Annotated in this window: 2 protein-coding genes; both read right to left on the bottom strand. The window is 64.9% G+C overall.

The window, feature by feature from the left end:
* Window positions 1-25: 25 nt before the first annotated feature.
* The gene (locus ABIE57_RS19915; protein ID WP_354540783.1) at window positions 26-5,413 is read right to left on the bottom strand and encodes a DEAD/DEAH box helicase; all 5,388 of its coding nucleotides are present in this window, start codon (window positions 5,411-5,413) and stop codon (window positions 26-28) included.
* A complete protein-coding gene (locus ABIE57_RS19910; RefSeq protein WP_354540782.1) occupies window positions 5,410-8,550 on the bottom strand; it encodes a hypothetical protein in 3,141 nt (1,046 codons plus the stop codon). The genes ABIE57_RS19915 and ABIE57_RS19910 overlap by 4 nt, the downstream gene beginning before the upstream one ends.
* Between the last annotated feature and the right edge of the window lie 235 nt (window positions 8,551-8,785).

Below are 8,785 nucleotides of genomic sequence, written 5' to 3'. Positions count from 1 at the left end.
CTTGCTCATCTTCGCTCCATGAAGGCTACGATGAGCCGGAAACCCTCCGTTCCGCAATATGCCTAAACTGTCCCATGGGTGCTGACGTCAGACACACTGCCCCCGCTCCCGCCCCGGCAAGGGCAGCGTGGCTAACTTCGGTCGAGAAACCTTCCTCAATCCCTCCCTCCTTTCCCAACAAGGTGAACCGCGGTGCCCCATCGAAGGTCTCGGGCGACAGGACCGCGATGCGCAGCAAGCCATCCTCCTCGACCTGACGCAGGATACGCGCCACCTCGCGATCGAGTCCGGTCTCGGGGAGGCCGATCTCCTTGACGACCATGCGGGCGATCCGCCCAGCCCCCAGCTCTAGCCACGATCGCAGGGCACGTGCCGCACCGATCGCCGTTTCAGGATCCTGCGCGCCCCAAAGACGTTGCGCGGCGACGATGATCTCCCGGCTGGAGTCGAGCAGCGGGCGCAGGGCGAGTCCGCCGGGTTCGGCAGTCGGCACGCAGTCTGCAGGAACACCCTTTGGCGTAGCAAGCGTCCGCGCCAACACGTCGAGAAGCCAGGTCCGGCTGGAATGACGATCAAACCGGTCCCAATGGCTTTGGTTGGAGTAATCGTTGAGGCAGGAAGTGCAACTGGTCCTGCAATCGTCCCCGCGGATGCAATCGAGTAGTCCGACGGCGCGCAGAAACAGGGTGCGCGCGGCATAGCGCGGCTCCTCTACGAGGCGGCGGACATAGCCGGCACCACCCGAGGTGGCGTCCGACAGCACAATGGTGGCACCGTCGGGCCCCCGTTCAAACACGCTGCGCAGATCGCGCGCATCGATTTCGAGCATCTGGGCCGCGGCCAAGCGGATGGCCTCGGCGACGCCGCGCAGCATATCGTCGGCCCAAGCATCGCCGTCCAGCGTGCCTCCGGGCGGCATAATCGGCCACTGGATCCGCAGGACGCGGATGTCGGTGGAAAAGACGTGGGCCAAGTCGACGGGCCAGCTCAACGTCTCGACGGGGCAGCTGTCACCGCTCCTTGGATCCTTGTGCAGGGCGGCCACTTCGGTTCCGCCGTGGGTGCCGGCCGGTGCAGGTCTCGCGTGTTCGCACCGGGGGCAGCGTAGATAACCCGCACCGGTCGGCCCCCGGTTCACGACGATCATCCGGCCCTCAATACCGTCACCTTCGGCAAAGGCCGGGGCAAAGAACGTCGCGACATGGCGCAATTCGGTAGGGACCATACGGTCGGCAGGCGCGCGAGTAATCAAACGCGCCTCGTCGACCGCGCGCGGCCGCAGACGGCTGACGCCCGGCTCGCCGCCGGCAGCGTTTTCGTAGGAGGTCAGAAAACCGAGGGGCTCGACATGGGGCCGAGGCGGTGGTGCCATTGCATTGGCACACCCCGGACACATGGGTGGAGTTTCCGGCTTTTCTCGCTCCAGTCGGACTTGGGCACATGCACGACACTCATAAAGCCAGCCGCGCTCTTCGTAGGCATCCTGACCGCCGGTGGTAGCCATCCGGCGGGCGATCCCGGCGCTGGTCCAGATCCGCCCGGCCGCGATGGTCTCGGCCCCGGGAGCGAACTCGGATAGGGCTAGTGCCGCATCGCGCGACAGGTCGATCCCGCTGGCGGCTTGACCGTCGCGCTGGCGCATCACGTCGAGGGTCAGGGAGTTTACAGGAAAGCTGTAGGTCGGGATCACCGCACCGCGCGACAACGCCTCGGTGAGAAACCGGCCCAGGTATCGTTTGCGATCCTGGGAGAAGCGTGAGGCCCGCCGCCGGGCTCTGTCTCGGGTCGCATCGTCGGATGCCGCCGCAGCGGCGGCATCTGCCGCCTCCTCACGCGACTGCATGTCCTGCCAGCGGGCCGCGATGGCATCGCACCAACGGCCAACTATGTCCCGGACATGTTGCGTCAGCGCTCCACCGGTGAGAGCCGTTCCCGGCGGCAGATCAACGGCCATCGCCTCGGCCACGGCGCGGGCGTCGCGCCCGTCCGGACCGTCCAGCCATGCGGCGATGTCGACGCCCAGCTCTGTCACTGTGCCCGGGTCGAGGGTATGGCCCAGCACGTCCGAGAGGCGGGGCGCACCGGTGCGCGTCGATCCGGCAAGGCGATGGTCGAGCCATCCGGCGAGGATGCAGGACACTTGATGGCGCCGCAGGAACCGGGCGTTATCCAGAGAGACATAAGGCACCGGCGGGACATCGGCGAGGTAATCGGCAAACCGCCGATAGCTGGCCTGATCGTAGCGTGCGCCCCGCGCGATTGTGAGGGCGATCGGGGCCACCTGCGCACGCCGCCCCGCACGTCCCGCGCGCTGCTGATAGTTGGCTATGCCGGGGGGGACGTTGCGGCAGATCACCGCCTCCAGATCGCCAAGGTCGACGCCCATCTCCATGGTTGTCGTGCAGCTGAGCAGGTTGACGGTGCCGTTGCGAAAACGGCCCTCGATATCACTGCGCAGATCGGCGCCGATCGCAGCGGTGTGCTCGCGTGCGATGGCGGCACCGGGCGCAGACAGGTAGCGCGAGACATAGTGATTGCTCGCATCGATCCCCGTCAGGGGCCGGACATTGCCGCTGCAGCGATAGGCCAGGCAGACGCCGCCCAGATCGAATGTAGCCACCCGGCCGCAGCGGTCGCATTGCATCCTGCCTCCACCCGGGCTCAGGCGAACCCGGTCGAGGTCGATCACAGAACCTCGCTTGCCGCCGCTCAGGACAGCCGCGCGCCGTGAGGTCATCGCCTGCCAGCACGCAGTCGCCAACCGGACGGCATCGGCGGCGCCCAAGCCCAGGCGTTCGGTCAGGATCCAGGTGAGGCGCGTCGTTTGCCGTGGGCCCGAGGGCAACACTGCGCGCATCCGCGATCCGGTAGAGATGCGGTCAAGCTCCCAGGCGATCGCGTCCGACCCAAGGCCCCGACCCCAGATAGCATCATCCGTTAGGTCCAGCCGACCGTCGAGATCTGAGATCGCCCTGCTTTGCCGCATCATCAGCAGGATCGTGCGCATCACCCCGGGCACATACGGGCCAAGCGAAGTGTCGGCCAGATCACGAAGCGCCAGCTTCTCGGCTGTTTCGAGGCCATCATGGTTGACGTGCATCAGACCGTGCGCTTCGAGAGAATCCCTGCCTCGTCCGCCTTTCGTGACCTCGGCCACGACCAGTGCCGCAACACGGTCCTTGATCGCCGACCCGTCCATCGCGACTGCCTGATCTCCACGATCGTAAATGACAAAGCCATGGCGGCGCAGACGTGCCTGCACTTCGCTGGCCATGCTGGTCAAACTTACAGGTTCGTCCGCGTCAGAAAGAGCGGCGACAATAGCGCCTGATAGCGCCTCGGTCCGCGAGATGCGTTCGAGGTAGGGAGCAAAGAAGGCAGCGTCTTGGCGGTTGTCGGCGAAGGCGAGAAGGGCGCGACCCTGCAGTGGCCCCTTGGAGCCCTCGCGCGCCGGGAGGGCCTCGAGCAGGGCCTGCGCGGTCACCGCCGTCAGCGCGTCGTCACCGGCATAGATCGACGAAAGCGGCTCGGCATGGCCCCGCCCGGTCTCACCGCAGGCCAGACAGCCCTTGATGTATTGCTTGCGGTCAAGGGCATCCGTTTCGGCGGCCAGACAGTCCAGTGTGAGGCCATCCGCCTGTCCGTCATCCAGGATCGCACCGGTGGCCGGGTCGAACGTGACCGTGCTGGCTGGGGAGACCTCTATGTCTGGAGCATCGTCGTCCTCGGTTGCGGCGCGCCCCTGGCCGGTCAGGCGCAGGACTGTCCGCGTCGCGTGCGCATTGCGTGGCGGGACCGGATGCAGGACCGCACCGTCGTCATAGGCCTCAGCATAGGGCTGTCCGCAGGCACGGCATACCAGGAGGGGCCATGCCGCGGGTAGTTCCCCCGCCGCGGGCCGTCCGACCCGTCCGATGGACACATCACGCCAGCCTTCGGGGGCGTCGGCAGCCAATTGGACGAGGATGCCGTCGACGGCACTCGCCGCAAAATGGTAGCGTGCGGGCAACAACGGATAGGCACCAGTGCCCGAAGGGACTGCCAAGACCGACAGGGCGACTATGGATGTGATCGCTGCCTGCGCCGTCTCGGGTGCGGCACCCGGAAAGATGGTCGCAGCCAGATCTTCAAGCAGCCACTTGCGATCTTCGCGGCCGGTCAGCCCAGCAGTCTCACGGACCTCCGGAAGGGCAGCCAGCGCATTAGTCAAGGCGGTTCCTAGATGGGCTCCGGGCGGCAGCGGAAGGACATCTCCGGCCGCATCGTTCCAGTCCGCGACTAGATCTGTGTCGTCAGGGTCCGCCAGAACGCCTGCGGACCGCAGGGTCGCAACGACGGCCCCCAGCCTGATCCAGTCCTCGGGCGACAGTCGCGCGGTCGGGGCGGTCCCGGCGAACGCCGGGTGCCGCGCGCGTCGTCCGGTCACGACGGCGGCGTCGCCGGCCCCGAAAGGTTCGCCAAATAGGTTCTGGGCGAAGGCCGCCAGCTCGTCCTTGCGTGTGGGATCGAGGCTGGCCGAGGTTCCAACGCAACGCAGTGTCCCGGGAGAAAGCCCTAATCGCGCCTTGAGTTTGCGCAGAAGGAATGCGACCTCGATGGCCTGCGCGCCGGTGTAGCTGTGCAGTTCGTCCAACACCAGCCAGCGTAGGTCGGCTCCTTTTAGGAGCGGTCTGTTGCGAGGCAAAAGCAGTATATGCTCCAGCATTGCGTAATTCGTGATGAGGATGTCCGGCGGCGTGGCCAACATCTCCTTGCGCGACAACAGCCAATTGGCGGGCACTGTGCGGGCGTCAGGGAACGCAGACCGGTAGCTCGGCGCCGCCTCAATCTCGCGGGCTACATCGGCACGGGTGGCATCAGACCGCGTCTGCCCCGTGAACCGGCCCAGCGTAAGGCCGGGATCGCCCAGTTCGGCAAACAGAAGGCGCGCGATGCGGTGCATCTGGTCACTGGCCAACGCGTTCATTGGATAGATCAGGATCACCTTCACACCCGTCTCGCCGCGCCGACGCAGCAGGTCGTCCACGAGGGGAAACAAGAACGATTCCGTTTTGCCCGATCCGGTGCCTGTCGCGACCAGATAGTTCTCGTCGCGACCGATCGCTGCCCTTTGATGCAGGTGTAGTGGCCGTTCCAGCAGGGCGGGCGGCAGAGCCGTCCAATCGGGCACCATCAGGCCCTCCGTGACCAACTGCGCGATCGATGCCCCCTTCTCGAAATCTGGCATGCTCTCGACGAATGGACCGGTTACAAGTCGTGCTCGACCGATCTCTTCCCTCACTCGGCGTGCAAGGTCAGGGGCATGAACCGACGATATTTCAGCCGCAGTGGTCGTGAACGATTGCATTAGCCGGGCCAAGCGGTCGCGGAAGGCCAGCGGATCGAGTCCGCCCGTGTCGCCGTGGTCCTTCATAGGTCTCTCCGCTCCAATTCAGCAGCAATCAAATAGAATGACAGTAGCTCAGGGCCCAGTCGCAACAGGTCGCCAAGGGCGGCGGCGATATCACTGGGGGTGCGTTCCGTCGCGATCGCTGTAGCGGAAATCAGGGCAGCCACTGCGTCTTGTCGCGCGGCACGAGCGTAGGCGACGATGGCTTTTTCGGCCCGGATGCGGAATTCGGTATCGTCACCTTCCAGTTCGATGGAAAGTCTTACACGGGACGCCAGCGCGGTAACGAGAACGTTGAGGGTCACCGACCGAAGGCTCATCGGGCCGTCCGCGTCGATGCCGTCGAACAGGGCCGTTTCCTCGATACGGTCGCTCAGGGCCCCGCGGCCCGCCAGCAGGTGCCCGGGCCCAAGAACGGGCGTGCCGGACCAGATGGCGGTATGGCCCGTGTCTGCGGCCTCGAGCAGGTGGATCAGGACCTGCAAATTGAAGCCTGCCAGCGGGAGATCGTGACGTTCGGCATCGCGATGGTTAGCAAACGCGACGAAGGCGTGAGTGTCGAGGGCTTCGATGCTGCGCAGCCGATTTGAGAGATGGGCCATGACGGAGAGCGCGCGACCGGCAGGTTCTGCGGACTTTTCCAGCAGGCTGAACGCGGCGCAGGGCGCAGAATAAAGGTCGGGCACAGGCCCCGTCAGATGGGTCAACGGAAGCCACCCCTCTGGTTCCGGCCCGCCATGAGCCAGCGCCAATAAGTGCTGTCGCCCGTCGCCTGCCGTCCGACGCATCGTTTGCGCTAGCTCCGTCCACCGCGCGACGAGTCGCTTCCCCAGGCCGCCATCCCAGGCGTCGCGCGCGTAGCAGGGCGTCAACCATCTGTCGAGTTGTGCTAGCCGACGCCGCCCGCCGCTGCCCGACAGGGGTGCCGCCGGGATCGCCAGTGCAAAACAGTCCCCGCGAAGATTGCCGAGTGGCGACCATGTGTTCGCCCCGACACCGCGCACCGACAGCGAGGCCAACGCCAGACCGTCGAACGGATCGCCGCCGACGCTAATTCGTGCGCCCCCCGTTCCGTCCGGGACTGCCTTGAACCAGTGGGCGTCTTGCAGGGCGGCAGGCAGATGGTCAAAAGAAGCTTCAATGTCTCGCCGTGTGCCGATTTCGTCTACAATTGTCATCCGCACGCCACCGATGGGCCAGTCCATAGCCAGGTCAAGATTGGCCAGCGTCCCGCCAAGTCGTGCGACAAAGTGTCGGGGCGTTTCGCGCGTCACGACGCTTGCGATCAGGGTTTCTTCTCCAGCGGCCGAAACATGGACGATATCCGGCGCCTGCGCTCCATCCAGCGTGCGTAGCGGGATCGGCCAGACCGTGCTCGTCCAGAAGGGGTTCGTCAATGTTCGGTCCCCCAGTCGTAGCGAGGCCTGCCGATCTGAGCTGCGCACGACGAGCGTCGTCAGGGTGTTGCCGTCTCGTTCCAATCGATCTCCCATTCGCCAAGGCTGCGTGATCCCGTCTCCGCGTTCCAGGGTTGCCGTCACCCCCTCGGGGCGAAGGTCGAACGTCGCGATCCGCTGTCCAAGGTCGAATGAAAGGCGCGCCAGATCATAGCCACCGCGGCGGTCAAGACACAGATGCCCACGGTCGTCGAACTGGACATGACGCAGATCCGTTTTGACCACGTTGCGCGGCGGGCGGACGCTTTCGAGGACGGTCCCGGTTCGCACCAGAAATCCTGGCCATACCGAGATCCGATGTCTGAACCGCGTCGGCATCGGTGGGTTGCCGTCCTCGCCCGGGCGCATCAGCACGAGGTCGACCTCGACGGGGTCGCCTTCTACGTCCATCCCGGCTGCGGACAGAAGCGATCCAAGTGAAATTGATCCCCGTCCGCTTTCGTCCAAAGTCAGCACTGCAGAACCTGCATCCTCGACGGACAATACGATGGTCTCACCCGAAAGGGCTCCGCGATCGACCGTCACTAGAGCATCCGGCCCCCAGAGTGGCTTGCTCCCCCGCGCGATTACAGGGCCCGACACCGTGATGCGCGTGCGCCGCTGACCGGAAAGGTCTAGGTCGAACGGTCCCGCCAGACGCACCCCGGACGACGCCAGATCCAGCCGAGCTGCTTGCAATCCGGGTCCCAGCGGTTGCGCCGCCGCGCCGTTGGTCGAGAAGGGCGCACGCGACAGGACGATGATATCGAGGGCCGCCACCGTGCAGGACGGCCCTGCTTTAGCGTCGGTCAGCCGTTGGCCTGTCTCCGCATCGAAAATCGCGTAGCCGACTGCGGGCACCAGATCCATCACACCCTGTGCGTCGTCCTCGATCCAGCGGACCATGAGCGGCGGTGGCAACGGAACCGGCCAGAGCGTGCCGCGCGGTAGGCGCAGTGTTCGGCCATCAACCTCAACCCGCATGCGGCCCGATCCCGGCGGAAGCTGCACGACAAGGCGACCTTCCACGACCATCGGCCGGGCAATGTTGACGCGGCTTACGATATTGCCCCGTTCGCTGCGGACAGTTTCGAAGGCATCATGAAGGGCGGCCAGATAGGGCCCCCGGCCTTGAAGCCCGACGGGATCTCGCCGCCACTCGAGAAACATCGATGCCATCCAAGCGGAGTGGTCGTGCATGATGGGTCGGTGCAGGACGGGGTTGTTCGGAAGATGCTGCAGAGATTCGTCCTCCCAGCGATTCAGCACGACGATATCAGTGCTATCCGGCACGCCCGCCACCCGCGCATGGCGGTCGAAAGCCTCGGCAAGGCGCGGCAGCTGTCCCTTTGCGACGCCAGCATGAAATAGCAAAACGTCGACCGGTCGGTCGAAGCCGTCTACGGTCAGTCCCAACTTACGACAGGCGTTCCGAAACTCCTCGACGATGGCGGAACGGCGCGCCACCGAAACATCCGCTCCAAACATTGCAGCGATATGCCGCCAGACAGCCGTGTCGCCATCCAAACCATAGTGTTCCGAAAGGGTTGCAGCGATCGCCCAAGCTGTTGCGGTCCGATAACGCATAAGAATCTTTTCGGGAGCGGCACCACGTTCGGACAGCGCATGGAGCGCGCGCACCGTTGGGCTCAGGCGGGAAAAATCGACGCAAAGTCCGAGGAAGGGAGGAGCGACACGGCCTACAAGACCTGCCTTAACTGCCATTCCTGTGGCGTGGAGCGTTGCATCAGGCAGGACGGTCCGTTGATTGGGCTTATTCATGTGAAACGATTACCGTTGTTTGGACCGTCCCGGATTTTCTCGAGACAAATTGATCAGTGTTTTGCCACCATATCGAGTGTGAATAGGTGTCACATCCCGGAAGGTAGTATGGCTTCTTCCTGAACAACTGCGGCTTGAGTTTGTGCCAGTCCTTCATCGCCTGCAAGGGCGACCTGCT

Origin of the sequence: Roseovarius sp. MBR-6, from assembly GCF_040547525.1 — a bacterium.
Classification (GTDB): domain Bacteria; phylum Pseudomonadota; class Alphaproteobacteria; order Rhodobacterales; family Rhodobacteraceae; genus Roseovarius.
The sequence above is the reverse complement of the archived record's forward strand: the minus strand, read 5'-3'. Positions and strand labels throughout refer to the sequence as shown.

What these genes read in the sequence shown, in the direction of transcription:
- ABIE57_RS19915 (WP_354540783.1), bottom strand. Translation starts at nt 5,413, where the DNA reads ATGAAGGACCACGGCGACACGGGCGGACTCGATCCGCTGGCCTTCCGC.
- ABIE57_RS19910 (WP_354540782.1), bottom strand. Translation starts at nt 8,550, where the DNA reads ATGGCAGTTAAGGCAGGTCTTGTAGGCCGTGTCGCTCCTCCCTTCCTC.